This is a genomic window from Butyrivibrio sp. M55 (assembly GCF_900116865.1).
GTDB lineage: Bacteria > Bacillota > Clostridia > Lachnospirales > Lachnospiraceae > Butyrivibrio.
This window is the reverse complement of the sequence record NZ_FPCD01000001.1, coordinates 171,654-197,146: the sequence shown is the minus strand read 5'-3', so window position 1 is coordinate 197,146 and position 25,493 is coordinate 171,654. Positions and strand designations below refer to the sequence as shown.

The following is a 25,493-nucleotide window of genomic DNA, read 5'->3' as shown; positions in this document are numbered from 1 at the left end:
TATTATTTGTCTTCTTTTTTCTCAGCAGTATTTTCCTGTGCCGCTTTCTCCTGAGCTTCCTTCTCAGCCTTTGCCTTGGCTGCGGCAGCAGCTCTTTCTTTTGCAGCCTTCATAAGAGCTTCCTGAGCGGCAATAGCCTTCTCAGACTGCTTAAATGATTTTACAACCTTCTCACTGCCGGGCTCCTGGAATCTTGTTCCCATAGAAAGAGATTTCTTAGGACAGCTGTCAACGCAGCATCTGCACTGGATGCAGCTCATGGGTCTGATATTCCAAGTCTTTTCTACCTTATCAACCGTGATGGCATGAGTCGGGCACTTTATGGAACAAAGACCGCAAAGGATACAAAGATCCATATCATTCTCGACATGACCTCTTGTTCCTTCCGGAAACTCTTTCTCGGTTTTTCTGGTGTATGGCTTTGAAAAAAGGTTTTTTATAATTGTATTTTTAAAACTAACAAATGCCATTTCAATCTCCTATCTGTGCTGTGTTCACGAAATGCGATCATCTCTCTGTACAACTGATACAAGGATCAATCGTAAGTACAAGAATCGGAACATCAGCAAGATCGCAGCCTTTAAGGATCTCTACGAGACCTGAAAGGTTTGCAAAAGTAGGTGTTCGAACTCTCATTCTGTCAATGAACTTGGTTCCGTTTGCCTTAACGTAGTAAAGAGCTTCGCCTCTTGGCTGCTCAATTCTCATCATATACTCGCCGTTTGGCATTCCCTTAACAGGCGCCTCGATAGGTCCGTCAGGCATCTTTGCAATAAGCTGGTGAATAATATCAAATGCCTGGAAAATCTCCTGTATACGGCAATATGTACGTGCATAAGAATCGCCTTCGCTGCTTACGATAGGCTCAAAGTTGACATCACCGTAAGCACAGTATCCGGTAGATCTGATATCTCTAACGATTCCGCTTGCTCTAAGGAAAGGTCCGGTGCATCCGAGAGCATCTGCCTGCTCTGCGCTGAGAACACCGACTCCCTTAAGTCTTGTCTGTACGGCAGCATCCTCAAGGAAAGGTCTTGCAATAGCCTTAAGATCTTCTTCCATCTTGGAAATTCTGTTATCGAAATCTTTGAGCTGATCGTCTGTGACATCTCTTCTGATTCCGCCAACCTTCATAACTGAGAAGATTACACGTCCGCCCGTAGACTCTTCAAACATATCGAGAGCTTCCTCTCTGAGTCTCCAGCAGTCCATATAAAGGCTCTCAAATCCGAAAGCATCTGCCAAAAGTCCGAGCCAGAGAAGATGTGAATGAATTCTGCTAAGCTCAGACCAGATAGTTCTCATATATCTGGCTCTAGCAGGTACCTCGATATCCATAATATGCTCAACAGCCTCGGAATAACCAAGACCGTGTCCCAAAGAACAGATACCGCAGATACGCTCTGCAACATATACCATCTCATTAAAATCTTTTTTATCAACCAGTTTCTCCAAACCTCTGTGGATGAATCCGATTGAAGGAATAGCCTCAACCACCTTCTCATCTTCCATAACAAGATCTAAGTGAATAGGCTCCGGAAGAACCGGATGCTGAGGTCCGAATGGGATTACACTTCTGTTAGACATTACAGTTCCTCCAATTATTTAAACGGTGTCTCTATAGCTGTGCGATAGAGTTTTCCTTCATAGTCAATATTTATCATCTTGATCTTAACTCCGAAGAGATCGTGCATCTCATTCTCATAGATGAATGCACAAGGGAAAATACTTGTGATACTGGAGATCTCATTCTCTTCGGGAAGAGTTATCTTAAGCTGTTTAACTTCAAGATCTTTTCCGAATGTATAAATAAGTTCAAAAGCATCCGGAACTCTTGTAGCGCACTGCTGCATAAGATGATATCCTGCAAATTTAAGCTTCTGAGACTCGTCAATGACATTCTCGGGATTAACATTTACAAACTCGGTATTCATTGTTTTTCGTCTCCTTTCTCAGTATTTGCCGCTTTTGCAGCGGGTGCCGGTGTAGCGGCTGCCGCAGGTGCTGCAGGCTTGGGAGCGGGCTTTGCAGAAGCTTTGATTTTCTCTTCCGCCTGTTCTCTGAGCGCCTCTTCCGTAAGAACAGCATCATACTGATCTGCAGGATTATAATCTTCCTCAGTCATATGAACAGCCATCTTGCTGTAGTCAACAGTACAATATCCGGCCTTCAGTGACTGTTTTAACTTCTTCTTCTTTTCTTCAAGGATTCCAACCGCCTTAACAACGCCCTGAATAAGAGCCTCGGGTCTTACTGCACATCCGGGAACATAAACATCAACCGGAACGATCTTGTCGGCGCCACCCAAAATGTTGTAGCATTCCTTGAAGATTCCGCCGTCACATGCACAGATTCCGCACGCAACAACAACCTTTGGATCGGGCATCATGTTGTAAAGCTGTCTTACAACAGGTGCCGTCTGCGCATTCATTCCTCCCGTAAGCAAAAGTACATCTGCATGCTTGGGATTACCTGTATTAATAATTCCGAATCTCTCCACATCATAAAGAGGAGTCATCGTAGCCAAAACTTCTATATCACAGCCGTTACAGCTGGATCCGTCATAATGTAACACCCATGGTGATTTAGATATTTTCATATATCATTCCCTCTTCTTATTTCAACACATTAAGAATAAGCAAATTTGTACCTGCAAAAATCAATATAACCGACCAGGTAACCTTGAGCATTGTCATGTACTTAACTCTGGGGAACAGGTTGTCGATAAGTGTCTCCAGGAAAAATACAACAGCACATGCAATAACAGCTCCAAGAATACTGATAGGTGCAGAAGTAACAAAGAACATTCCCACAATACCCATCATAAGTACCACGTCATACCACTCTGCGATCTCGACAAGTGCAAGGTTTCCACCGGAAAGATCCGTTGTAAGACCCTTTACCATCTCCTGATGCATATGATGTGAAGTACTAAGGTCAAAAGGTGATTTCCTGAGCTTGATCAAAAGCACAAATACAAAGCCTATAAAGAAGCCGGGAATCTGCGCAATAGCCGGAACATCTGCTTTTGCAAGTTCATCTACCATGAAGCTTCCGTTTGCATAATAGAAGCCGATAGCTACAAGAAGTGTCATTGGCTCGTAGCACATCATCTGCAAAAGCTCACGCTGTGCGCCCATTATACTGTATGGTCCGTTTGTTGAAAAAGCTGCAAGAACCATAACAACTTCCGACATAGAAAGCGCAAAGAATACTAGAAGCATATCTCCGCCGGCAAAAAACAACGCACCTGTAAATATGGTAAATACAAGATAACTTGTAACAAACAACACCTGAATACTGTTAACAACGGTTGTCTGCTTACTCATCAGCTTGGACACATCATAGAAAGGCTGAAACAGAGGGGGACCCTGTCTTCCCTGCATACGGGCCGAGAAAACTCTGTCGATTCCCGAAAGCAGACCACCTAAAACAGGTGCCAAAAGAATATATAATAAAACTCTTATGATCATATAAACATTCATCAGATAGCACCTCCGACAACAACAATAAGCATAACGGCAACCAGAACAGTCGCAACATAGATACAGGGCTTTAAGAATTTCTTTTCACCAAAGACCTCATCCATGTACCAGTTAGACATATAAAGCGCTCTCTCCTTACCGAAAGAATCGATATAATGTCTGTCATCTCCTGCATTTACACCGGCAACGTAAGACATTGTCATCTTACTGTTCTTACCGATAGACATTATTCTGGAACCGATAGGAATCATAAATACCATAGCAACCATGATCATCATGATGATAACATCGCTTCCGCCGATAACATCAGGGATATTTGTGTGATAAGCCTCATCAAGAATAGGCTGTATCATGTTTCCTGACATCCAGGGGAATGCAAAGCACATGATAACTATCATTGTCGTAAGAGGGAAAATAGATACCATCTCACTTCTCGGAGTTATGTCTTCAAGCTCGAATGACTGATGGATAACCGCACAGATCTTGCCGAGCCACTTTGCCCAGTAGAAAAGCGTACTTCCCGATCCGAAAACAAGGAAAAGAACAAGCCAAACAGAACCGGAATCTACGAATGATTTAAGAGCAGCCCACTTGGAAACAAGCATTCCAAACGGTGCCATGAACATTCCGCAAATACCGATTATCATGATAAATGCAAGTCTGGGAAGTTTGATTATAAGTCCATGCATATCCTCAATGTCACGGCTTCCCATACAGTTCTCGATATCTCCGACTGTCTGGAACAAAAGTGACTTTGAAACCGCATGAAACAGAACGAGCATAACTGCAGCCCAAACACCTTCGGTAGTTCCTGTTCCCGCACATGCGGTAATAAGGCCGAGGTTAGAAATTGTCGAATAAGCAAGTACCTTCTTGCCGTCGCTTACGGTAATCGCAAGAAGTGATGCCGCAAAGAAAGTAAATCCACCGATAACTGTGATCATAACTCCCGTAAGAGTTCCGAACATTACGGGTGCAAGTCTTATAAGCATGTACACACCGATCTTAACCATCGTTGCAGAGTGCAAAAGTGCACTTGAAGGTGTAGGCGCAACCATCGCTCCCAAAAGCCATCTTGAGAACGGGAACTGCGCACTCTTTGTAAGAGCGGCAAATGCAAATAAAGTTACGGGAACAATAATTGTAGTAGAAACACCGGGTGTAATCTCACTAAGATTCGAGATACCGAGAACCATGTTGCAATACATGAGTCCTGCCGCGAATCCGCATCCACCCAAAAGATTCATCCAGAGAGCTCTGAATGAGTTATTTACTGCTTCTTCTGTTCTTGTGTATCCGATCATAAGGAATGAACATACACTTGTGATCTCCCAGAAGAAATAGATAAATCCAAGATTATCGGAAGAAATAAGTCCGAACATTGCGCCAAGGAATACAAACATAAGCGCAAGGAAATATCCGGAACGGTCTTCAACATCAGTGTGATGATGGTGATAATCCTTCATGTAACCTGATGCATAAATACAGATAAGAATACCTACGAAACCAACGATCAAATACATTACGGCAGCAAATGTATCGATTCTAAGACAAGTATTTCCTTCTACTGCCTTGTGTGTCAGATCCATCCAAAGTACGGGAATTGTTCCGACAAGCGAAAAAATAATCGCATAATACTTCTTGTATTTAATACTGAGAAAACATACAAGACCCATTAAGAAGATTTCCCCACAAAGAATTGCCTTTTCAGGAATCTCCGGATGTTCCAAATATACAAACTGAGATGTATCACCGGACATAAGAACATTGACGGCAACATAAATAGCAACACCCATGATTGCAAAGCCTCCCGCCATAATAAGAAGGCTTCTAAACAAACTTGCGTGTTTAAAAATAGATATTATTATTGCCATACAAAAGGGAAATAAAATAAGAAAATAAACTAAATTCAAAAGATTTGCCAAGGTGTTCGCCCCTTTCACATACATACTCACGAGCAACTCATTACTTCATAAATTTCTCGATGGCATCATTTAACTCAACGATAGCCTCTTCATCACCATCTGAAACAGCATGGACTATACAATGACTTATATGCTCTTTAAGAATCTCCTTGCCTGCTCCATTGATTGCTGCGCGTACAGCTGCCAATTGTACAAGTACTTCAGTGCAATCCCTGTCATCCTCAACCATTCTCTTAACCGACTCAAGGTGTCCGATTGCCTTGGAAAGTCTGTTAACGATAGCCTTCATCTTCTCAGGATCATGATGATGTTTATGGGTATGAGAACTCATAAAACCTCCAATAAATATATGTATTGTTATTTTTTTAACTTATAAAAGGTCAAAAAAATAAATCTACATATATTTTTTAACAAAATATATTATATTCCTTCTAGGGAAAAATACAATAAAGATTATCTAACATTACTGATAATCTTATGTAAAAGATTGTAAAGGACTTTGGCTTCTTCCTCCGTAAGCTTAACACAGCTTCCCACCTTGGAAGGAATCGTAACAGCTTTATCCCTTAATTTCATACCGGAATCGGTAATCGAAACAACAAGATTTCTCTCATCTTTTTCAGATCTCTCACGTGTAATATACCCCTTGCTCTCAAGCTTTTTAAGAACAGGCGTAAGTGTACCCGAATCAAGAAACAGACACTCTCCGAGCATTTTTACATTAACGCTCTTCTTTTCCCACATGACCATCATGGTAATATACTGGGTGTATGTAAGATCCAGTTCATCAAGAAAAGGCTTGTACTTTCTGATAATCTCTTTTGAACATGCATATAATGGGAAACATAACTGATTACCAAGTTTTAAAGAATCATATTTTTCATTATTACAATTCATAAGCGTCTCCAAAAAACAATTTTATCCTATTTAATCATATATCATTATATCACAATAGAGATTACGTGTTTGCAAAAAACAAAAAACCCGTGAAAATCCTTTTGGAAATTCACGGGTTACAATGCCGATCAAAGCTTTGAATTATGATTCATATTTTTGATAGGAATGTTAGCATAAAGAGCCGGTGCGGATTTTCCGCCGTTATCTTCAGCATCAAGACTTGTAATATTGATGTCAATTCCTTCCATATCTATCTCAGCATATTTCGAAAGCACTTCTATGATATCGCTTCTGATTTTTTGCATAAGCTCAGGTGAGCATGATGCTCTGTCTGAAACCAAAACAAGCTTCAGTCTATCCTTGGCTATATCACTTGAAGATTTCTTTTTGAAAAAATCAGTGAGTTTCATAACTCTGCCCCCTTATCATTTTTTCTTAAACCAAGAAAAAAGTCCTCTCTTGGCTTCAAGGTCAAGAAATGGAACCTGTTCGCCTGTAATTCTGCGACAGATGTTCATATAAGCCTGTCCTGCAAGTGAATTGTCACCTACAAGCGGTTCACCGTTATTAGTCGCTACAACAATACTCTCATCATCAGGAACCTGACCAATAAGCTCAATAGCAAGGATATCTATAACGTCATCTGATGACATCATATCACCTCTCTTGACCATATCAGGGCGAAGTCTGTTTACTATGAGATGAGTCTTTTTAATCTCGTTTGCTTCAAGAAGCCCGATGATTCTGTCGGCGTCACGAACAGCTGATACCTCAGGTGTTGTAACAACAAGTGCTCTGTCAGCGCCGGCAATAGCGTTCTTGAATCCCTGTTCAATACCTGCAGGACAATCCAAAATAATATAATCATAATCCTGCTTAAGTTCATCTGTAAGCTTCTTCATTTGCTCAGGAGTAACGCTTGTCTTGTCCTTAGTCTGTGCAGCGGGCAAAAGAAAGAGATTCTCATATCTCTTATCTCTGATAAGCGCCTGCTTAATCTTGCAGTTACCTTCAATAACATCAACAAGGTTGTAGACAATCCTGTTCTCAAGTCCCAAAACAACATCAAGATTTCGAAGTCCTATATCTGTATCAATAAGAACAACCTTCTTGTTCAGCTTTGCAAGGCCTGTTCCGATATTTGCGGAACTCGTAGTTTTACCTACTCCACCTTTTCCCGATGTTATAACTATAACTTCTCCCATAGTTTCCTCCGTTTACATATTAAATTGTCTCAAAAAAGAAGAACCGTAAACACTTTTTACGATGTGCCCGTTTTCGATATATGCAACTTCAGGCTCACTTTCTACCGTAGAAGGTTTCTTTCTTCCCAATTTGAGTTTGGCACTTTTTTCAGATTCAGGAGATATTGCGATAGAATCCGCGATCCTGACCTGTAATGGGTTGAGACTAAGTGCCATTACTACAGCATCTTTATCTCCGCCTGCACCGGCAAATGCATTACCTCGCAGTTCTCCCAAGATAAATATGCTTCCATAGGAGATTACGTTAGCTCCCGGCTTAACGTCTCCTAAAATAACAATACTCTGTTCACAGGAAATATCCTGACCGGATCTCAAACTGCCCTTATAAATAAGTGCACTGTTCTGATCCACTTTTACTGTAGCATCCGACTTCTTGTTCGTATTGATCTCAAGAACAACATTATCGTTTGAAGCTGCGACATCTTCAAATTTTCTCTGAATATCTGACTCTTCGTCGATAATACATGTAATTGTAAGCATTGAATTATCTTTGATACTCTTTAGAACTTCATCTTCTTCCGATTCGGAAAGCTTTCTGCCTCTTATGATAAGGCCCATGTTATTCTTTCCGAGAAACGAAGATGCTTCCTTGAATTTCTCGCCAACTTCCTTGATAAGCGTTGAAAAATCGACCTCGGGATCCAAAACAAGAATGATGCCAGATCTTGTACCCTTAATTGTAACTAACTGACTCAATGTTTAATTCACCCAACCTTTATAAAAATCTATACTACAACAGTATAGGCTATTTTTGTAAAAAATTAAAGATATCAAAGCCCATTTATGCCAAAGGTTTGGTGGCTAAAAATAGCTTAATTATTACACATTTAAGAAAAAATGAGCTCCGGAAATCCGAAGCTCATTAATAATCTAATATTATTAGTTGAGACCGGCAGCCTGCTTAGCAACTTCCTCAGCGAAGTTCTCGTTCTTCTTCTCGATTCCTTCACCTGTCTCGAAACGTACGAATCTCTTGATAGAAAGATTAGCGTTATTGTCTTTAGCAACCTTAGCGATGTACTGACCAACTGTCTGCTTTCCATCCTCAGCCTTTACGAATACCTGCTCGTTAAGGCAGATTTCCTTAAGCTCTTTGTTGAGACGTCCGATAAGCATCTTCTCGATGATCTCCTGAGGCTTTCTCTTTCCTTCAGGAAGCTCCTCGTTCTCCTTCATAGCCTGAGCAAGAAGAATCTCCTTCTCGTGATCTCTGTATTCCTGTGAAACGTCCTCAGTTGCAACATACTTAGGATTAAGAGCTGCAACCTGCATAGCTACGTTCTTAACTGCTTCCTTGATGTTATCGTTAACAACATCTGTCTCAGCCTCAACTACAACAGAAATTCTTCCGTTTCCGTGTACGTAAGGAACTACGATACCGTTAGAAGCAACAACCTTCTCGAAACGTCTGATGCTGAGCTTCTCGCTGATAACTGCTGTGATCTCAACAAGTGCATCGTTAACTGTCTTAGACTCATCAAGGTTCCACTTCTCAGCCATGAATGAATCAAGATCCTTAGCATCTGAATTAACTGCCTGCTGAGCAACTGCCTCAACAAAGCTCTGGAACTTGTCGTTCTGAGCAACGAAGTCTGTCTCTGAGTTAACTTCAACAACTGCTGCTGTCTGGTCGTCCTTAAGAACAACTCTTGTAAGACCTTCTGCAGCGATTCTGCTAGCCTTCTTCTCAGCCTTCATGATTCCGTTCTTTCTAAGGAATTCTACTGCTGCATCCATATCTCCGTTAGTTTCTGTAAGAGCCTTCTTGCATTCCATCATTCCTGCACCGGTAGACTCACGCAATTCTTTAACCATTGCTGCTGTGATAGCCATGTGTATTTTCCTCCGTTTTTATAATAGCAGCCAACCATATAATGATTGGCTGCACCAATTTAGTTCCAAATTATCAATCTATATTACTCTGCGTCTGCAACTTCTTCGATATCCTCAGCTGCCTCTGCAACGAACTCAGCTGCAACGTCAGCCTCAGCACCCTGGTTAGCTTCGATAACAGCGTCTGCCATCTTACCAACGATAAGCTTTACTGCTCTGATAGCGTCATCGTTTCCGGGGATGATGAAGTCAAGCTCTTCAGGATCGCAGTTTGTATCAGCGATACCGATAAGAGTAATTCCAAGAGACTCAGCCTCCTGAATGCAGATTCTTTCCTTCTTAGGATCTACTACGAAAATAGCATCAGGGATTCTCTTCATATCTCTGATTCCGCCAAGGTTAGCCTGAAGCTTAGAAAGTTCCTTCTTAAGCTGAGCAACTTCCTTCTTGGGAAGAACTTCGAATGTTCCGTCTTCCTGCATCTTCTCGATAGTCTTCATTCTGGCGATTCTGCTCTGGATTGTCTTGAAGTTTGTAAGCATTCCACCGAGCCATCTCTCGTTGATGTAGTACATTCCGCAACGCTCAGCCTCTGACTTAACAGCGTCCTGTGCCTGCTTCTTTGTTCCTACGAAAAGGATTGTTCCACCCTGCTGTGCAATCTCGAATACTGCCTTGTAAGCCTCGTCAACCTTGATAACTGACTTCTGAAGGTCGATGATGTGGATTCCGTTTCTCTCTGTGAAGATGTAAGGAGCCATTTTAGGGTTCCATCTTCTTGTCTGATGTCCGAAGTGAACACCTGCTTCAAGTAACTGTTTCATTGATACAACGCTCATGATATTACCTCCATTTGGTTAGAATCTTCCGCACATCCTTGGCTCATATGATATATCAGCGCGTCTTCCGATATACAGAGCTCTCTTCTGATCGGTATAACCGACACCGGAAAGAGAATTAAATGTACGTGATTATTTGTTTTACCGTGAAATAGGCATAAACATACCTATGAACACAGCTTTTTAACTATATCACAAGGAAAAACATATTTCAAGTAAAAAAGCTGTGAAAATAAGTTATTTTCACAGCTTTAAAGCTAAAATTATTTAATACACGGTCATTGTGTGATAGCTTTCGCTATTTCTTCATATGAAGCGCCCTGTGTAATGGTCTTACTGCCTGAATGGATCCTTGTATCGAGACGATTCTCGATAAGATATCTGTTAAACTTAACGGCATCATCCACAAGTCCGGCATCATGCAGGATCTTGGCAACCGTATCGGATGACGAGCCTCCTGAAATAGTAACCTGAACCTGTACAGGATTTGCAGGCGAAGGTTCCGGCTGACTGTTATCCGGAGTATCATCAGGCTCCTCGGCAGGCTCTTCCTCTGCTTCTTCAGGTTCTTCCTTGACTTCTTCTTTTTTCTTGTTGTCAATGACAGGCTTTTCTTTATCCTTATCTTTGTCTTTATTCTTGTCAGCATCTTTTGCACTGACAGAATTTCCTGCTGATGAAGCTTTTTCCATTGCACCGCTTATACCGTTTGCAACGGTAGATGTGCCTGTACCCGTGCCGATACCGGCAGAAGTCTCAGGCTTTTCAATATCCGCACCGCCGGCAGCTGAATCGCTTACAGATGTATCGGGTAATGAGGGTCCTGCGTCGGCTCCTTTGGCAGTATCCGTAACCTTATCTGCCGGAGCTGAAATATCGGGTTCCTCTTTTACCGCCTCGCCGTTACTTGCGTCTTCACCGGAATAATCCGAAAGGACACCGCCTTCAACCATTCCGAGATCTTTTGCTTTCTCGATTACCTCGGCATCGCTGACCGGTGCATTTCTGGCTCCAAGTGCAAAGCCCATGATAATAGCGGTAAGTACGACACCAAGACCAATCCCCCTAAGGTAATATTTTAGTTTCATTTATAGAGTATTCCTCACTTAACTTTTCTGTGCTTGTTGGAAAGATCTATCACAAGCTTAACTTCTCCGATACCCAGACCAAGCTCTCTTGCAATGACCATATTGGATTTTCCGGCCTTATGCATCTCAATGATCTGTCTGTTCTGTGAGATCGGATCGGCTGCTGTGAGTTCTTTCATGTTCTTATCGGGATTGGTGCTCTTAGCTTCAACTCTCACAGCTTCAGTAATGGGAACAACTTTGGCATTCGGCTGTTGCTCCTGTATAGGCTTAACTTCCTCTTCATCGGTAGAAGTGTTTCCTACAACATGAAGCCCCATAGCTTCTTCGGGAGTTATAACTTTAGCCGTGATCTTTTCAAGTTCCATGACAGGCTCTTTTTCGACAGTTGCAGAAGCTGCGACAGGTGCAACCGGTGTAACAGGTATGATTTCATCTGTCGGAGCGGGAGTAATAATCTTCTCCTCTACCTCTTTTACAACTTTCTTGGCCTCATCGGCTTTCTTGGTCACTTCGGAAACCACGGAAGTGAGGTTCTTATGCTTATCATTAAGCATGTCATACATGAACATTACTTCATCATGATTCTTGTGTATATCGTTGATCACAGTATCGGAATATTCTCCGATAGCGGAAAGTTTTTCGTTTGATATACGTTCCATTGCTCTCTCTGTTCTGTCCAAAGAAAGATCTACGGTATCGTCTACCATATTTTCAATATTTTCTCTCTGATCTTCGACTTCACGACGAACAAGCTCACGGATTTCTCTCTCCATGAGCATCTTATCTTCCTCGTCAAGTTCCTTTCCCGCAGGAAGAAGGTAACCCAATATTATTGCCGCAAATCCGACAACGATGAGAACAATCTCTGTAATACTAATCATTTATCCGCCTATTTTACTAAAAAATTCAGGCACCGTGCCCGTTTCCACCATTATAATATAGAAATGTTAAATCTTCAAATCAAAACCGTGAGAAATACCAAGATCTACAGGCTTTCCATTTCGGTCGAGCATGTGCTCCGAAATTTTTTCCATTTTCTCAACTGATAGCTGTCTTTCTAAAATGGGATTATTCTCATTCTTTTCGTCCTGCTTCTTTTTTCTGTTTTTTCCGCCGTCCCCCGCGTATTCATTGCCGCCTTTCTCGCCGGCATCCGCAGAAACTTTGGCTCCGCTAACGTCATCCTTTTGAATAACCGAATTACGCTGGTTATCAACCTCTTCGTTAAACTGAGTCTGAAAGTTCTGCCTGTCCATCATGGGTCTTGCATCCTCCGACGCCTTCACCGCGGAAACCTCATTAGAAGCAGCGATCACGCCAAAGTCAATTCTGTTTATTGACATGGTTCTCTCCTCCGTTTAGATAGGTGCTAATCTTACATCTCCTTCCCTGACAACAAACTTGCTGTACTGAACAGGTTTCTTTACGATCATGGACAACTCACCAATATTAACGGTAGTTCCTGGATATGCGGTTCCCTCAACCACAACCTCGGCTTCCTTTGCTTCCGCAAGTCTTTCCATAAGATTTGCATATTCCTCCGAGTCATCCTGAATCTGTTCCGTAAGGGTCTTGTTTAACTCTATAAGCTTCTTTGCACTTTCAACCTGCTGAGGGCTAAACTTCACTCCCGACTTGAGCATCTTGGTAAAGCCTTCGATAGTAGGTTTTATGCTTTCTATGCTCTTCTGTGCTTCGGTCATTTCTTTCTGAAGCTCTTTGAGTCTTTGCTTAAGCTGCGGATCTGCCCCAACTTCAATGATGGTATTTGCTCCCATCTCAGATCCGAGAACCTTAGCCTGAATCTTATCTGCGGCACTCACTCTTCCTCCGGCGATAAAGCCTCTTCGTCCGGTTACGTTTACCTCCGTTCCCGAGGAAACGTTTGAGTGGAGTATGCATTCACTTGTGATGCATCCCCTTGCGCTCACATTTGCATTCTCAATAAATCTTGTAACTATATTACCACCGGCCTTAATATTTCCACCGGCTTTTGCTCCGCATTCAAGGATTATATCGGCGCCCGCATCAAGAACGGCTCCTTCAACAATACCTCTGACAATGATGTTTCCGCCTGCCTTTACGCTGAAGTTGGTTGCAACAACGCCGTTCACCTCAACACTTCCTTCATAATCAATATTACCTGTGGCAACATCGACATTCTCAAGCTGCAATACATCGGAAACAACAACTTTACCTTCGCTCAAAGTTACGTGGCCGGACTTTCCCGCCTTAAGAGTAAGCTTATCTTCCGAAAGAATGGTATTCTTACCCGCTCTGATATGAGAAGGCTTAACAACAGCAGGCTTTATATTCTCTCCAAAAACATTGATTCCCGGAACGCCCGGAATCTCCTTATGAAGTGTAGCGAGAAGATCGCCTTCATTTATATTATTGATCAGGTTAAGATGGAAATAGTCCACACTTCCGTCCTCTTTAAGCGTGGGACGTGCTCTTAAGTTGGTATTAAAGTGATACTCAACGTATGCATTCTTACCCTGAACAACTTCTTTTCCCTGAGCTATAAGTATTTCCTTACAGTACTCTCTATGTTCAAAAAATGCTTTTATGTTTTCGTCCTGAATTCCATAAGTGATCTTTCTGTACGCGATCGAGCTTCTGAACTCATTCTCCGTCATAAGCTGCGCGCCTTCTGTCGGCGGATAGAAAAATGCCGTGACAGTCATTTTATCCTTAGAAACGTCAAACTTTACCCCTTCACGCTCAGGATGTACCTGCGTTTCGGTAAAAACGTAGACGTTTGCATCAGACTTGGTCACAGCATCATTTAGCTTGATTACATCGTATTGAATTTTCCTATCGTCCAAGTACTCACGAACGTCATTAACGTTTAGCGGCTTACCTCCATCGGTTGGGGCGTAAATTCTGATACCGGTTCCCTGCGGTGTGTTTACGAGTTGAAAATATCCGTTCATACAAATCCTCTTCCATAAATAAATTTCCTACTATCTTGAGTTTGTAATAATACCCAGATAGTCTCCCAGCTTTTCGCGCATCTTCTGAAGCGCCTTTGTGTGAAGCTGTGACACTCTCGACTCTGAAACCTCCAGAACCTCACTTATCTCCTTTAACGTAAGCTCCTCATAATAGTAAAAGAGTATGACCTTTTTCTCCTTGTCTGTAAGATGCTCCAAGGATTCGGCCAACATCTTTTTAAGTTCCTCCTTTTCTATAGCCTCCTCAGGCTTTGTGAAACCTGAACCGGTAGCATTGCTTGAATCATCGGCAATATCCGCACCCTGATCCATGAACTCATTTAAGGAAACAACCCCCGTAACCTTCATCTGGTTCTGCCAGTTCTGGTATTCATCTTCAGTAATATCCATTTTTGCCGCTATTTCGGCATCTGTAGCAATATGACCGCTCTCTTTTTCAATCTCTCTAATGGCAGTCTCTATCTTCTTCTGTCTCTGTCTTATAGTTCTGGGAATCCAGTCCATCTTGCGGATCTGATCGAGGATTGCTCCTCTGATCCTCAGACTGGCATAAGTTTCAAACTTAACGTCTTTCATGAGATCAAACTTATCAATGGCATCTATGAGTCCGAAAATGCCATATCCTACAAGATCGTCATATTCGACATTAAATCCAAGATACATGCTAAGTCTTCCGGCTACAAGCTTAACAAGAGGAGCATACTCTAATATGAGCTGCTCTCTGAGTTCACCGGATTTGGTATTACCATATTCTGTCCATAATTTATTTCTAGCTGCATCATCCATGTCTAAGTTTCCCCGGTTCTATTTTTTTACTGAGGAATGTCGTGTACTTCCATATTATCGACATCTTCCCCGGCATTGCTCTCTGCCTCCATTGCTGCTCTTGCCTCTTCCTCGAGTCTCTCAGCTTCGAGTTTTTCGGCCAAAGCTTTCTCGTAGTTAATATCCAAAAACTTGGCGATCATCTTCTCCGTGATAAGTCCGATCACCAAAAATATAACTACCGAAACAAATACAATAAAAATCCACTCACCCGCCGGATAGTGCTTAAAGAACGTAAACACTGAAACGACAGCCGTTGCTGAAAGCACTATCAGGGGAGTTATTAGTTTGGTATTAATTTTCTTCAGTTCATCTAAATCGGTATTCATATGATTTTTTCAGGCTTTCCTACAGCTCTGATAATATAGTTTCCGTTTTCGGGATAAAAAATAACTGTCCGTCCGTACGAATCACCGGTATCCTGAGCAAGTACAGGAATGTTAAGCTCCTTTAATTTTTTTAATGATGCCGCAACATTTCTGTCACCGACACGCATTGTGGCATTGTTTGACTGAAAAGCAAACATCTGCGCGCCGCCGGCAATCTTTGCCACAAGACGTGATTTATTACCGCCTTTGGCAATTATGAGCCTGACAAGTTCTTCAATTCCTGTATCGGCAAATTTAGGTATATTCGAATTGTTCCTAATCTCAGTTGAATCCGGCAACATTACATGAGCCAGCCCACCAATCTTGGTGACAGGATCCCTTATAGCAATTCCAACGCAGGACCCAAGCCCCAAAGTTGTAATTCCGTCGGGGCTGACACAAATATTCAGATCGGCCATTCCAACCTTAATTATTTGACTCATATTAGCCCCTTCACGAATCTGAAACGTCTCCCATGCCTAAAGAAGAGAGAATTTTACGGTATCCATCAATATCAGGTAAAAGAATAAAATAACCGCTCAACTTAAGTTCATCAAAGAACTGTGTCTCAATAAGAAGGATTTTGTCACCCATCATTCCAAACTGGATCGCGGGAACACTGAGTATCGCCGCAGCCATATCGATGGCAACATATGGAATAGATGGAATGAGTTTTAGGTTTGTCATCATGGAAAGTGAATTGAGATACGAACCGGTAATGATATTACCGACTTCTTTAAGGGCTGACATCTCAACTTCATCAAAATCCTGATCTTCAGGCTTGGGGCCTGTACCCATAAGCTGGTCAACCAAATGTCTGGCTGCCTGTTTGCCCAAGAGGAACATGATGCTTCCATCGATATCGCCGTCAACGGCAAGATAAATTCCTGCCATTATCTTCTCAGCTCCGCCCATGAGGTCTCCGACATCTTTGAAGTCCAGAAGTCGTACCTGCGGAACACACATATCAACCTTTGTTCCGATCATCTGAGCAAGCGCTGTAGTTGCATTCCCGGCACCGATATTACCAAGTTCCTTCAGCACGTCAAAATACTTGTCGGATAAATTATCCAAACTCATGTCTGCCATAAAATAGATCCTCCGAATTAACTTGCGTTAGACGCTTTTTCTTTTGATTCTTTCTCAGACACAACCGCATCGAGATCGAGTATTGAAACCAGTCCGCCGTCGTAATGGCCTACGCCGCTGACAAAAGAAACTTTTGACTGTCCTTTCTTATCGTCGTAACGAACTTTCTCAATGTCTTTTTCATTAAGTGTAAGAACCTGATTAACCTGATCCACGATTATACCTACAAGATCACCCGCCTCAGTCTTTAAGATGATTATTCTTGAAGCGCCTGTGATCACGTCTTCGGAAAGTCCCATCTTCATTCTTACACTCATAACAGGAACGATCTCGCCTCGGATATTGATAACTCCCTTAAGGAATGCGTCTACCTTCGGCACTCTCGTAATCTGCTGCATTCTTACAATGTTGTCTATAAATTTGATGTTGATACCATACTGCTCATCATCAATCTTTATAACTATATACTGAATAAGTTCACCTTTATCGGCTTTTTCTTTAACTTCTTTTATCTCATTCATATTCGGCTCATCCTTTCTTCGCTAAACAAATGTTACCATCAGAAAATTGAATTGGTATCAAGAATAAGTGCGATCTCACCATCACCAAGGATAGTAGCTCCGCTTATAAGCTTGCACTTATTTGTGTATTTACCCAAAGGCTTGATAACGATTTCCTGCTGTCCCATAAGTTCGTCGATAACAAGTCCGATCTGCTGGTCTCCCTTTCTTGCGATAACAACTACCATATCGTCGTCGGGCGATTTACTTGACTCTGTATCAAGCACTTCATTGAGTCTTACGATAGGTGTTACGCTTCCACGAAGATTGATAACTTCTTTATTCTCTACAAGTTTAAGGTCTGAAGGAGATACATCTTCAATACTCTGGATTGAATCAAGAGGTATTGCATACTTCTCATCTCCGACAATAACCATGAGAGCCTGAATAATGGCAAGTGTAAGAGGAAGTCTGATGATCCATGTAGATCCTGCTCCAAGCTTGGTATTAACGGATACCTCACCGGAAAGAGATTCAACTTTGGATTTAACAACATCAAGTCCTACACCACGTCCTGAAATTTCAGAAACCTGCTTTGCTGTTGAGAATCCGGGATGGAATAAGAGCTCTACGCACTGCTTCTCTGTCAAAAGAGCTGCCTGCTCGGGAGTAACTATTCCTTTCTCGATGGCTTTGTTCTTAACAGCTTCCGCATCTATTCCGTTACCGTCATCGCCAACCTCAATAACAACGCTGTTACCGTCCTGGAAAGCGTGAAGGAAAATCTGTCCTACTTCCGGCTTGCCTCTCTGGGCACGGATATCAGCCGCTTCAATTCCGTGGTCGGCACTGTTTCTGATAAGGTGCATCAAAGGATCACCGATCTCATCAACCACAGTTCTGTCCATTTCTGTATCTTCACCGGTCATTGTCAATTCCATCTTCTTGCCGAGAGTCTTGTTAAGATCTCTGATCATACGAGGGAACTTCTGAAGGACACTCTCGATAGGAACCATTCGAACTTTCATGACTGATTCATGAAGGTTTGTGGTAACACTCTCAAGATATTCAATCTGCTCATTAACGTTTCCGTTGCTGACACCTGAAGTATTAGCTGCGGAAATAAGTGAGTTCTTTGCAATAATAAGCTCAGAGACAAGGTTCATAAGAACATCCAGTTTCTCAATATCAACACGGACTGTTCTGTTTACGACAGGCTTGCCCAAAGGCTTCTTGCCGCCTGCAGGTCCTGCTGCAGGTGCCTTGCCTGCTGCAGGTGCGGGCGCAGGCGCTGCTCCCTGTGCGGGAACGGCTGCCGGTGCTGTTGCAGCTGCGGGTACGGGCTCGGGAGCTTCCTCTGCTGCAGCTTTTTCTGCATCGAGATCGAATTCTCCACATTCGCATCCTGCCACTTCAGAAACAGACTTAACTATTTCCATGACCTTCTCTTTTGACTCATCTGTGATAATTACAAGGCTGAATGAGAAATCGAATTTCTCATCTTCTATATCCTGTGTATTAGGCTCGGAAACAACAATCTCACCGATTTCTTCGATTCCCTTAAATACAAGGAAACCTCTGGCTGCCTTAAGAATACAGGATTCCTGAATATGTACGGTAACACCGAAAACATTTTTTCCCTGAGATTTAGCTTCTTCCAATGTAGTTCTTGCGGAAGAATCAAGCTTGATAGCTCTGTAGTCACTCGCGGGATCTGCACCGGGTTCAACTGCGGGAGCCGCACTTTCAGCAGACTCCGAAGCCTCAGCCGCTCCATCGGAAGCTGCAGCTTCTGCTCCTGTATTACCCGATCTGATATCAGCGAGTGCTTTAATGATATTCTGGTGTTCTTCAGTACCTTCGTCCTGATTCTCGGTAATGTTGTCAACATATCCCTGAATAGCGTCAAGACACTGAAGAAGCACATCGATCATCTCTGATTTGATCTTAATCTTACCGGCTCTAACATCGGAGAAAACATCCTCCATGTCATGAGTAAGATTCTGCATTCTGGTATAGCCCATGGTTCCGGCCATACCTTTCATTGAGTGAGCGGATCTGAAAATTTCATTGATACAATCCTCATTTTCAGGATCTTGCTCAAGAACCATGATGTTGTCGTTTAAAGACTGAAGGTGCTCCTTTGCTTCATCAAGAAAGACACTTAGATACTGAGAAACATCCATAATCAATCTACCTCCATAAGAAAAATTGTTTAGTCATGCAAATTATGCTTGTTTTCATCGGTAGTTAATGGAGGGGATATGGATCGTCAGATATGAAAGATCAAAAGTATAACCCTCAATTAACACCAACACTCATTATTATTTCCTGGGCGATGTCATCAAGTTTTACAACCTGATCGACAAGTCCAGCTGTTGCTACTGATTTGGGCATTCCGTAAACGGTGCAGGTACTTTCGTCCTGGCCGATTACATGTACTTTTTTCCTAGATTTCAGATTCTTGATTCCCTCAGTTCCATCGGCGCCCATTCCGGTCATTACTACGCAGCAGATTTCATCGTAATCGGAATCAACAAGTGATTCATACATGAAATTTGCACAAGGTCTTACGCCTTCTCTGGTCGGTCCATCCATATAATGGATAACACTTTTTCCTGCATTCTTAATGATATGCATGTGTTTGCCACCCTTTGATATATATACCGTTCCCGGTGCCAATATATCGCCTTCTGCGGCTTCCTTAACACGGACCTCGCTCAGAGAATCAAGTCTTTCAGCAAGTGATGCTGTAAAGCCTTCCGGCATGTGCTGAACTATAACTACAGGGGTTTTGAGGTTTTTGGGAAGCCTTGGTATTACCGACTGTAACGCCCTTGGGCCGCCCGTTGAACTTGCTATTGCAACGATTCTGTTTCCCGTGATCTTGCTCGCGGATTTTGTGACCAGTTCAACAACCTTACGTGATTCCTTAGCTTCATCAAATGAAAAGGTTTTTGTTGAACCCGGTGCTTTACTGTTTGCAACAGCTGCAAGTGTATTCAGGAAAAGCTTACAAAACTCTTCGCCCTTACACTCCGATGCTCTGTCCGGCTTGTGCACAAAATCAAGCGCACCCAGATCAAGCGCATCCATTGTTACTTTTGCACCTTCCTTAGTATCGGTGCTGGCCATCATTATCTTGGCCTTTATTCCGTTCTTATGAAGTTCTTTAAGCATTGTGATACCGTCCATTCTCGGCATATTAATATCAAGTACGACAGCATCATAAGTATTCTGCTTTAAAAGCTCCAATCCCTCAATTCCGTCTTTAGCCTTGTCAGCTACCTGGAATCTTGAATCTGAGTTAATAATATCACTAAGAACTGTTCTCATAAGTGCAGAATCATCAATTATCAAAATTTTTTTCATAATTATGTTTGCTTCTTTCTTATTTTTCGTTCTTCCTCAAAGATGAAGTGGATAATATCTTCTCTGGAAGGTTCGTCGATATACACGTATTGAATACGATGTTCAAATAAACCCGGTCTACTTTCTAACTCTTGTACCTTTAATATGCTGCAAATCATCTCATATTCTCTATCATTTGCCCCCCTCGGTAAACGATACGAGCAGTAAATTGTACTGCCCTCCTCGTATTGGAAGTTAGCTACAAACCGCAGCCCGCCTCCGCTTATGTCAACTATAACGCTCCTTTGGAGCGGTTTTGTCTTGTCGACGAGATATTTTCTGTTCTTTTCAAAGGCTTCCAGCTCTCCTTTTGTGCAGGTTCGGGATTTTAATTCGAGAGCACAGCTGAACCTGTAATACTCTCGTCTTTGTAGTCGTTGAAGCTCGCTGGAAAGATCGAGCACAAGTATATACATATTGTCGCTTCTGTACCTGTCTACAATCCTGGAATAGCATTGAAACAATCCCTTGGTACTGTAGAAACACAAGCTATATTCTCCGTCAACGGGCAGTAGAACAAGTTTGCCTTTTTCAAACGGCATGAGGACTTCAATCCGATCGTCCGAAGTCACATCCATAACTTTGCTCATATAGATGTGTCTCGTTCGCGTATCCTCATCCATCCAGACTTTACCGGCTGCCTTAAGTTCCACTCTTATCCCGGGTGAAATATAATCAGTGAGCATATAATACCTTGTCTCCAATCCGCCAAAAATTAACGACTTAGTTTTCTGAAGTTATGCTTTGTCCCTGTGCTGTCTCCCTGCTGCTAAGCTTTCTTCCCGTAATAATATGTGAAAAGAAAGCCGCCATTCCTCTCTGTTTTACTTCTTCCTGACTTCCCGGATTCATAAGCTGATTCGCAATACTCTCAAACGCCTTAACTGACTTGGCATTCGGATACTGCAATGAAACCGGTGATTGTTGCATTACACTTCTGGCAAGATACTGATCCTGCGGGATTGCACCCATGTAAGATAAAGGAAGTTTCAGATATCTGGCCACAACCGCGTTTAACTTATTAAACAGCTGCTGACCTTCATCACTTGATGAAACTCTGTTCGAAACAACTTTTACCTTGGTGTTCTCCCTCGAAAAACGCGGAGACTGATTCAGTGCCTTAAGAAGTGAATACGAATCGGTTATCGATGTAGGTTCCGGTGTTGTAACAAGTATGATCTCACCGCTTGCAACAAGAAACTCCATTACCGCGCTCGATATTCCCGCTCCCGTATCTATTATTATTATATCAGCAATTGCATCAAGTTCGGCAAGATTAACAATAATATATACAAGATAATCTCTGCTTAAGTTGTACATACCCGAAATTCCCGATCCGCCGGAGATAAATCCGACACCCTCAGGTCCCCAGGTAATGATGTCCTTAATATTCTTACCCTGATAGATAAGATCGCATAAATTGTGCTTTGGCACAGTTCCAAACATTATCTCTATATTTGCAAGTCCGAAATCGGCGTCCAGAATGATGACTCTTTTGCCCATCTTTCTGAACTGAACCGCCAGATTTATGGAAACATTTGACTTACCAACACCGCCTTTTCCGCTTGTAACGGTGATAATTCTAGCAAGCGGACGCTGCGGCTTATTTGAATTTTTAATAATATTTCTAAGCTGTTGCGCCTGATCCATATATAACTATCCCCAAATCAACTTTTTCCGCCAAGAAGGTTCTTTACTATTTTCTGTGCATCAAATACCGCGATGTCATCCGGCACGTTCTGGCCGTTTGTGATATACGCGATGGGCGAACCCGTATGCATTCTGATATTGTAAAGGTTACCTTTTGCGCCTGTCTCATCCATTTTTGTAAAAATAAGCTTATATGCAACCATCTCCGAATACGCATCCGAAATCTCAATGAGGTCGCGGTACTTTGTGGTCGCTGACAAAACAAGATAGTTTTCGCACTCCATAAGCTCCTCCAAAGCCCTTATGTAGTTCTCAACATCTCTTATAAGCTCTTCATTCTTAAGTGAATGTCCCGCCGTATCGACCATGATGTAGTCATATTCCCTGAAATCTTCAGCCGCCTGCTTCATCTCATCGACAGAATAAATAACCCTGAAAGGAATCTCAAGTATCGATGCATATGTGCGAAGCTGCTCGGCTGCCGCGATTCTGTATGTATCCATGGTCAAAAGAGCTACTTTCTTCTTTTTAGAAACAGTAAGCTCCGACGCAAGTTTGGCAATCGTAGTTGTCTTGCCGACACCTGTGGGACCTATAAAAATCTCAGCTATCGGCTTTTCTTCACCGACTTCTTTTATAGGCTCAGACTTACCGAACTTAAGAACCATCTTCTGATAAACGTTTGCAAGCGCGTAATCAAAAGGAAGTCCGGGTTTACTTATCTTTTCAACCTCATCGGTAAGCTGGTTTACGTATATCTCGTCAACTTCATTCTCTATAAGAGTATTATATAACAATTTTATGAAAGAAAGTGTTTCTTCTGATATATCATTTTTAGAAGTTTTTACGCCATCATTAGATTTCTCGGGAACAACTCCAGTTTCCTTTTCAGCTTTGGGAGTAACAACCTCCTTCTCATTCTTGAGAATATTTTTCTCCAAAAGAGAACTGAGATTATCAAGTTTTTCTTCGATAGCACTGTTATCTTCCTTCGGAGTGGAAACCTTAGTCGCAGTCGCCGCAGCCGAAACCACGGTATCTCTTTGAGCATTGTCAAAAGAGCCCCTGCTTTCCTGTACTTTGGGCTTTTGCGGAGTATAGGTCGTTCTTACCGGCCTTTCAGGTTCCTCCTCGAGTGCCACAGTAACTTCAATCTTCTGAGACTGGAACAGAGCCAAAAAACCGGACTTCTTAACAGGTCGCACATTCATTACGACGATGTTTCCCCCGAGCTCCTTTTTTGCCTCATCCGTGGCTTCGCTTTCATTTTTTCCAACATACTTTTTAATAATCATTTACGCAGTTACCATCCCCACCGATTGTAGTTCGATACTGGCTTCGACTTCGTTATATGAAATAACAACCAGATCTTTATAGTAGTCTTCCGTCATCTTCTTAAAGTACATACGCACTATAGGTGACGCCATGATGATTGCCTGTTTACCCGCATCTTCAAGCTTCTTGACCTGCTCTCCCACAGCAGCAAGTATAGACTTGGTTCTGGCGGGATCAAGTGTAAGATAAGCACCTGTTTCTGTCTGCTTAACGCTGCTCATGATCTCCTGTTCGATCTTGGGATCAAGAGTAACAACGCTCGTAGTCTCTCCCGGCACAAAATACTTGTTGGAGATAGCTCTCTTTAAGCTCTGCCTTACATACTCCGTAAGGATATCCGGATCGTGTGTAGACGGAGCAAAATCTGCAAGCGTCTCGAATATTGTCACAAGGTCTCTTATGGAAATGCCTTCACGAAGGAGATTCTGAAGAACCTTCTCAATCTCACCAAGGCTCATGAGCTTAGGCACAAGCTCTTCCACAAGAGCATGATTGTTCTCTTTCAGATTGTCCACAAGGTTCTGTACATCCTGCCTTGTAAGAAGTTCCGCGATATGCTCTCTTATTATCTCCGTCAAATGTGTAGCAATGATTGACGGCGGATCTACAACAGTATAGCCAAAGCTCTCCGCTCTTTCTCTCTGTCCCTCCGTGATCCATATCGCAGGAAGGTGGAATGACGGCTCAAATGTAGGAATACCGGTAATTTCTTCTTCAACATGTCCGGGATTCATAGCCATGTAATGATCGAACAAAATCTCACCGTCACTAACCTGTATACCTTTAATTTTAATGATATATTGATTAGGATTCAACTGAATATTATCTCTTAGTCGAATTATCGGAACAACGGTACCAAGTTCAAGGGCAACCTGCCTTCTGATCATAACAACTCGGTCGAGAAGATCTCCGCCCTGATTAACGTCCGCAAGCGGAATAATACCGTAACCAAACTCAAGCTCGATGGGATCAACCTGCAAAAGACTTGTTACATTCTCGGGTTGTCTAATCTCTTCAGCCTGCTGTTCTTCAGGCGATGCAACTTCTCCCTCAACCGCAACTTCCTCGATAGTCTGGCTCGCGATTCTTCCCATAAAGATAAATCCCGCACCGAAAGCAACATAGAGAAGCGTAGGAAGCGGTGAAAAGATTCCAAGTCCCGACAAAACTCCGCCCACAAGGTAAAGAGTCTTCGGCATACCAAAGAGCTGACCGATAAGCACATGCCCAAAATCCGCCTCTTTTGATCCCTTGGTAACAAGGATACCTGTTGACATCGATATCATAAGAGAAGGAATAGAACTTACAAGTCCGTCACCCATCGTGAGAATCGAATATGTATTGATGGCAGTATTTACGTCCATCCCTTTTCTCAGGATACCCATAGCAATACCGCCAAGAAGGTTAACTGCCGTAATAATAAGACCCGCAGTCGCATCTCCTTTTACATACTTCGTAGCACCGTCCATAGCTCCGAAGAAGCTTGCTTCATCCTGAATCTTCTGTCTTCTCTGTTTTGCCTCTACATCAGTGATGGCGCCGGTATTAAGATCGGCATCGATAGCCATCTGCTTACCGGGCATAGCATCAAGAGTAAATCTTGCCGATACTTCCGCAACTCTCTCAGAACCTTTGTTGATGACCATGAGCTGTACGATTATGAGAATTACATAGACGATAGCTCCGACAATAAGGTCACCTCCGCCAACGAAGGAACCGAAAACTTCAATAACTTTACCCGCACCGCCCTCTGTCAGGATAAGACGGGTAGATGAAACGTTAAGTGCAATTCTGAAGATAGTCGTAAAAAGAAGTATCGTAGGAAAAAAAGACATATCCAGAACATCAGCCGCAAACATGGCGGTAAACATAATCACAAAAGAAAGTGACATATCAAAAGCAAGGAGAATATCCAGCACCCAGTCACGAAGCGGTATAATGAGCATTACGATAGCCGCAACAATATATAAAGCAAGACCGTAATCATATACGCGGTCTCTGATTTTTTTCGCGTCCATGCCAT

28 protein-coding genes are annotated in these 25,493 nt (G+C 42.4%); all 28 read right to left on the bottom strand.

Features of this window, described 5'->3' with window-relative positions:
* Positions 1 to 2: 2 nt before the first annotated feature.
* Positions 3 to 470 (bottom strand): 4Fe-4S dicluster domain-containing protein, encoded by a 468-nt coding sequence (locus BM398_RS00930; RefSeq protein ID WP_026654788.1) that lies wholly within the window; start codon positions 468 to 470, stop codon positions 3 to 5.
* A 37-nt stretch (positions 471 to 507) separates the two neighbouring features.
* On the bottom strand, positions 508 to 1,587 hold the full coding sequence (locus BM398_RS00925; RefSeq protein WP_092336030.1) for a hydrogenase large subunit: 1,080 nt from the start codon (positions 1,585 to 1,587) through the stop codon (positions 508 to 510).
* A 14-nt stretch (positions 1,588 to 1,601) separates the two neighbouring features.
* Positions 1,602 to 1,934 carry an NADH-quinone oxidoreductase subunit C gene (locus BM398_RS00920; RefSeq protein ID WP_026654786.1) on the bottom strand — a complete coding sequence of 111 codons (333 nt, stop codon included), beginning with the start codon at positions 1,932 to 1,934 and terminating at the stop codon, positions 1,602 to 1,604.
* Positions 1,931 to 2,599: an NADH-quinone oxidoreductase subunit B family protein gene (locus BM398_RS17505; protein WP_092336029.1), complete on the bottom strand. Its 669-nt coding sequence runs from the start codon at positions 2,597 to 2,599 to the stop codon at positions 1,931 to 1,933. The genes BM398_RS00920 and BM398_RS17505 overlap by 4 nt, the downstream gene beginning before the upstream one ends.
* Before the next feature lie 16 nt (positions 2,600 to 2,615).
* The gene (locus BM398_RS00910; protein ID WP_092336028.1) at positions 2,616 to 3,485 is read right to left on the bottom strand and encodes a respiratory chain complex I subunit 1 family protein; all 870 of its coding nucleotides are present in this window, start codon (positions 3,483 to 3,485) and stop codon (positions 2,616 to 2,618) included.
* Complete coding sequence (locus BM398_RS00905) at positions 3,485 to 5,281, bottom strand: NADH-quinone oxidoreductase subunit 5 family protein (RefSeq protein WP_242949729.1); 1,797 nt, start codon at positions 5,279 to 5,281, stop codon at positions 3,485 to 3,487. The genes BM398_RS00910 and BM398_RS00905 overlap by 1 nt, the downstream gene beginning before the upstream one ends.
* A 169-nt stretch (positions 5,282 to 5,450) precedes the next feature.
* The gene (locus BM398_RS00900; RefSeq protein WP_026515425.1) at positions 5,451 to 5,741 is read right to left on the bottom strand and encodes a metal-sensing transcriptional repressor; all 291 of its coding nucleotides are present in this window, start codon (positions 5,739 to 5,741) and stop codon (positions 5,451 to 5,453) included.
* Positions 5,742 to 5,863: 122 nt separating this feature from the next.
* Entirely contained in the window at positions 5,864 to 6,307 is a 444-nt protein-coding gene (locus tag BM398_RS00895) for a MarR family winged helix-turn-helix transcriptional regulator (protein WP_026654780.1), read from the bottom strand.
* 128 nt (positions 6,308 to 6,435) lie between these two features.
* A complete protein-coding gene (minE, locus tag BM398_RS00890; protein ID WP_092336026.1) occupies positions 6,436 to 6,717 on the bottom strand; it encodes a cell division topological specificity factor MinE in 282 nt (93 codons plus the stop codon).
* A gap of 15 nt (positions 6,718 to 6,732) precedes the next feature.
* The gene (gene minD / locus BM398_RS00885) at positions 6,733 to 7,512 is read right to left on the bottom strand and encodes a septum site-determining protein MinD (RefSeq protein WP_026654778.1); all 780 of its coding nucleotides are present in this window, start codon (positions 7,510 to 7,512) and stop codon (positions 6,733 to 6,735) included.
* Between the two features lie 12 nt (positions 7,513 to 7,524).
* The gene (gene minC / locus BM398_RS00880; protein ID WP_092336025.1) at positions 7,525 to 8,268 is read right to left on the bottom strand and encodes a septum site-determining protein MinC; all 744 of its coding nucleotides are present in this window, start codon (positions 8,266 to 8,268) and stop codon (positions 7,525 to 7,527) included.
* Between the two features lie 183 nt (positions 8,269 to 8,451).
* Positions 8,452 to 9,405, bottom strand: coding sequence for a translation elongation factor Ts (gene tsf, locus BM398_RS00875; RefSeq protein WP_026654777.1), 954 nt, complete (start codon positions 9,403 to 9,405; stop codon positions 8,452 to 8,454).
* Between the two features lie 83 nt (positions 9,406 to 9,488).
* The gene (rpsB, locus tag BM398_RS00870; RefSeq protein WP_026654775.1) at positions 9,489 to 10,244 is read right to left on the bottom strand and encodes a 30S ribosomal protein S2; all 756 of its coding nucleotides are present in this window, start codon (positions 10,242 to 10,244) and stop codon (positions 9,489 to 9,491) included.
* Positions 10,245 to 10,522: 278 nt separating this feature from the next.
* Positions 10,523 to 11,332: an endolytic transglycosylase MltG gene (locus tag BM398_RS00865; protein WP_139233774.1), complete on the bottom strand. Its 810-nt coding sequence runs from the start codon at positions 11,330 to 11,332 to the stop codon at positions 10,523 to 10,525.
* 14 nt (positions 11,333 to 11,346) lie between these two features.
* Positions 11,347 to 12,216, bottom strand: a complete 870-nt coding sequence (locus tag BM398_RS00860; RefSeq protein WP_092336023.1) for a DUF6115 domain-containing protein — start codon at positions 12,214 to 12,216, stop codon at positions 11,347 to 11,349.
* A 66-nt stretch (positions 12,217 to 12,282) separates the two neighbouring features.
* Positions 12,283 to 12,678 carry a hypothetical protein gene (locus BM398_RS00855; protein ID WP_026666834.1) on the bottom strand — a complete coding sequence of 132 codons (396 nt, stop codon included), beginning with the start codon at positions 12,676 to 12,678 and terminating at the stop codon, positions 12,283 to 12,285.
* A gap of 15 nt (positions 12,679 to 12,693) precedes the next feature.
* A complete protein-coding gene (locus tag BM398_RS00850) occupies positions 12,694 to 14,271 on the bottom strand; it encodes a DUF342 domain-containing protein (RefSeq protein ID WP_092336022.1) in 1,578 nt (525 codons plus the stop codon).
* A 30-nt stretch (positions 14,272 to 14,301) separates the two neighbouring features.
* Positions 14,302 to 15,078, bottom strand: coding sequence for a FliA/WhiG family RNA polymerase sigma factor (locus BM398_RS00845; protein WP_092336021.1), 777 nt, complete (start codon positions 15,076 to 15,078; stop codon positions 14,302 to 14,304).
* Positions 15,079 to 15,104: 26 nt separating this feature from the next.
* Positions 15,105 to 15,446: a hypothetical protein gene (locus tag BM398_RS00840; RefSeq protein WP_092336020.1), complete on the bottom strand. Its 342-nt coding sequence runs from the start codon at positions 15,444 to 15,446 to the stop codon at positions 15,105 to 15,107.
* Positions 15,443 to 15,928: a chemotaxis protein CheD gene (locus BM398_RS00835; protein ID WP_026654768.1), complete on the bottom strand. Its 486-nt coding sequence runs from the start codon at positions 15,926 to 15,928 to the stop codon at positions 15,443 to 15,445. The genes BM398_RS00840 and BM398_RS00835 overlap by 4 nt, the downstream gene beginning before the upstream one ends.
* Positions 15,929 to 15,938: 10 nt before the next feature.
* Positions 15,939 to 16,574: a chemotaxis protein CheC gene (locus BM398_RS00830; protein ID WP_026654766.1), complete on the bottom strand. Its 636-nt coding sequence runs from the start codon at positions 16,572 to 16,574 to the stop codon at positions 15,939 to 15,941.
* 17 nt (positions 16,575 to 16,591) lie between these two features.
* Positions 16,592 to 17,095 (bottom strand): chemotaxis protein CheW, encoded by a 504-nt coding sequence (locus BM398_RS00825; RefSeq protein ID WP_026654765.1) that lies wholly within the window; start codon positions 17,093 to 17,095, stop codon positions 16,592 to 16,594.
* A gap of 38 nt (positions 17,096 to 17,133) precedes the next feature.
* Positions 17,134 to 19,260, bottom strand: coding sequence for a chemotaxis protein CheA (locus BM398_RS00820; RefSeq protein ID WP_092336019.1), 2,127 nt, complete (start codon positions 19,258 to 19,260; stop codon positions 17,134 to 17,136).
* 115 nt (positions 19,261 to 19,375) lie between these two features.
* Positions 19,376 to 20,446: a protein-glutamate methylesterase/protein-glutamine glutaminase gene (locus BM398_RS00815; protein ID WP_175531787.1), complete on the bottom strand. Its 1,071-nt coding sequence runs from the start codon at positions 20,444 to 20,446 to the stop codon at positions 19,376 to 19,378.
* 2 nt (positions 20,447 to 20,448) lie between these two features.
* The gene (locus BM398_RS00810; RefSeq protein WP_092336017.1) at positions 20,449 to 21,171 is read right to left on the bottom strand and encodes a flagellar brake protein; all 723 of its coding nucleotides are present in this window, start codon (positions 21,169 to 21,171) and stop codon (positions 20,449 to 20,451) included.
* Positions 21,172 to 21,208: 37 nt separating this feature from the next.
* Positions 21,209 to 22,135 carry a MinD/ParA family protein gene (locus tag BM398_RS00805; RefSeq protein WP_026654761.1) on the bottom strand — a complete coding sequence of 309 codons (927 nt, stop codon included), beginning with the start codon at positions 22,133 to 22,135 and terminating at the stop codon, positions 21,209 to 21,211.
* A gap of 17 nt (positions 22,136 to 22,152) precedes the next feature.
* Positions 22,153 to 23,430 carry a flagellar biosynthesis protein FlhF gene (gene flhF, locus BM398_RS00800; RefSeq protein ID WP_092336016.1) on the bottom strand — a complete coding sequence of 426 codons (1,278 nt, stop codon included), beginning with the start codon at positions 23,428 to 23,430 and terminating at the stop codon, positions 22,153 to 22,155.
* Positions 23,431 to 25,488: a flagellar biosynthesis protein FlhA gene (flhA, locus tag BM398_RS00795; RefSeq protein WP_026666838.1), complete on the bottom strand. Its 2,058-nt coding sequence runs from the start codon at positions 25,486 to 25,488 to the stop codon at positions 23,431 to 23,433.
* Positions 25,489 to 25,493: the final 5 nt, after the last annotated feature.

Coding starts and splice junctions, on each gene's coding strand:
- BM398_RS00905 (WP_242949729.1), bottom strand. CDS start 5,281: ATGGGTGTTGCTATTTATGTTGCCGTCAATGTTCTTATGTCCGGTGAT.
- BM398_RS00920 (WP_026654786.1), bottom strand. CDS start 1,934: ATGAATACCGAGTTTGTAAATGTTAATCCCGAGAATGTCATTGACGAG.
- flhF (WP_092336016.1), bottom strand. CDS start 23,430: ATGATTATTAAAAAGTATGTTGGAAAAAATGAAAGCGAAGCCACGGAT.
- BM398_RS00815 (WP_175531787.1), bottom strand. CDS start 20,446: ATGAAAAAAATTTTGATAATTGATGATTCTGCACTTATGAGAACAGTT.
- BM398_RS00925 (WP_092336030.1), bottom strand. CDS start 1,587: ATGTCTAACAGAAGTGTAATCCCATTCGGACCTCAGCATCCGGTTCTT.
- BM398_RS00835 (WP_026654768.1), bottom strand. CDS start 15,928: ATGAGTCAAATAATTAAGGTTGGAATGGCCGATCTGAATATTTGTGTC.
- BM398_RS00810 (WP_092336017.1), bottom strand. CDS start 21,171: ATGCTCACTGATTATATTTCACCCGGGATAAGAGTGGAACTTAAGGCA.
- flhA (WP_026666838.1), bottom strand. CDS start 25,488: ATGGACGCGAAAAAAATCAGAGACCGCGTATATGATTACGGTCTTGCT.
- BM398_RS00855 (WP_026666834.1), bottom strand. CDS start 12,678: ATGTCAATAAACAGAATTGACTTTGGCGTGATCGCTGCTTCTAATGAG.
- minE (WP_092336026.1), bottom strand. CDS start 6,717: ATGAAACTCACTGATTTTTTCAAAAAGAAATCTTCAAGTGATATAGCC.
- BM398_RS00860 (WP_092336023.1), bottom strand. CDS start 12,216: ATGATTAGTATTACAGAGATTGTTCTCATCGTTGTCGGATTTGCGGCA.
- BM398_RS00910 (WP_092336028.1), bottom strand. CDS start 3,485: ATGAATGTTTATATGATCATAAGAGTTTTATTATATATTCTTTTGGCA.
- BM398_RS00930 (WP_026654788.1), bottom strand. CDS start 470: ATGGCATTTGTTAGTTTTAAAAATACAATTATAAAAAACCTTTTTTCA.
- BM398_RS00845 (WP_092336021.1), bottom strand. CDS start 15,078: ATGGATGATGCAGCTAGAAATAAATTATGGACAGAATATGGTAATACC.
- BM398_RS00830 (WP_026654766.1), bottom strand. CDS start 16,574: ATGGCAGACATGAGTTTGGATAATTTATCCGACAAGTATTTTGACGTG.
- BM398_RS00895 (WP_026654780.1), bottom strand. CDS start 6,307: ATGAATTGTAATAATGAAAAATATGATTCTTTAAAACTTGGTAATCAG.
- BM398_RS00900 (WP_026515425.1), bottom strand. CDS start 5,741: ATGAGTTCTCATACCCATAAACATCATCATGATCCTGAGAAGATGAAG.
- BM398_RS00820 (WP_092336019.1), bottom strand. CDS start 19,260: ATGGATGTTTCTCAGTATCTAAGTGTCTTTCTTGATGAAGCAAAGGAG.
- BM398_RS00865 (WP_139233774.1), bottom strand. CDS start 11,332: ATGAAACTAAAATATTACCTTAGGGGGATTGGTCTTGGTGTCGTACTT.
- tsf (WP_026654777.1), bottom strand. CDS start 9,405: ATGGCTATCACAGCAGCAATGGTTAAAGAATTGCGTGAGTCTACCGGT.
- BM398_RS00805 (WP_026654761.1), bottom strand. CDS start 22,135: ATGGATCAGGCGCAACAGCTTAGAAATATTATTAAAAATTCAAATAAG.
- BM398_RS17505 (WP_092336029.1), bottom strand. CDS start 2,599: ATGAAAATATCTAAATCACCATGGGTGTTACATTATGACGGATCCAGC.
- BM398_RS00840 (WP_092336020.1), bottom strand. CDS start 15,446: ATGAATACCGATTTAGATGAACTGAAGAAAATTAATACCAAACTAATA.
- BM398_RS00825 (WP_026654765.1), bottom strand. CDS start 17,095: ATGAATGAGATAAAAGAAGTTAAAGAAAAAGCCGATAAAGGTGAACTT.
- BM398_RS00850 (WP_092336022.1), bottom strand. CDS start 14,271: ATGAACGGATATTTTCAACTCGTAAACACACCGCAGGGAACCGGTATC.
- minD (WP_026654778.1), bottom strand. CDS start 7,512: ATGGGAGAAGTTATAGTTATAACATCGGGAAAAGGTGGAGTAGGTAAA.
- rpsB (WP_026654775.1), bottom strand. CDS start 10,244: ATGAGCGTTGTATCAATGAAACAGTTACTTGAAGCAGGTGTTCACTTC.